Origin of the sequence: Pseudomonas leptonychotis, assembly GCF_004920405.1 — a bacterium.
Classification (GTDB): Bacteria; Pseudomonadota; Gammaproteobacteria; order Pseudomonadales; family Pseudomonadaceae; genus Aquipseudomonas; species Aquipseudomonas leptonychotis.
In genome coordinates, this window is sequence record NZ_RFLV01000019.1 from 1 (window position 1) to 261 (window position 261).

A 261-nucleotide genomic window follows, 5' to 3' on the forward strand; every position below is an offset into this window, starting at 1 on the left:
TCTGGTAGTTGGCGCTGCTGGCCCCGGTGCCGGCGTTACCGGCGGTGTCGGTGTAAGTCGCGGCGACGGTGATCAGGTTAGTGGTGTCGGTCACGTTGACGCTTGGGGTGAACGTCCCGGTCCAGGTAACGCCGCCATCGGTGCTGCTCAAGGCGCTGAGGGTGCCGTTCTCGACGGTGACATCGGTGTTATCAAAGGCGACGACCGCCTCGCTGAAGGTGATGGTGACCAGGCTGGTCTCACCGACGCTGAGGGCGGTGT

Annotated in this window: 1 protein-coding gene; it reads right to left on the minus strand. The window is 64.4% G+C overall.

Annotation, left to right across the window (positions count from 1 at the left end):
• Positions 1–261 (minus strand): Ig-like domain-containing protein (locus D8779_RS20500; protein ID WP_136666461.1); only part of this gene is annotated, 261 nt, incomplete at both ends.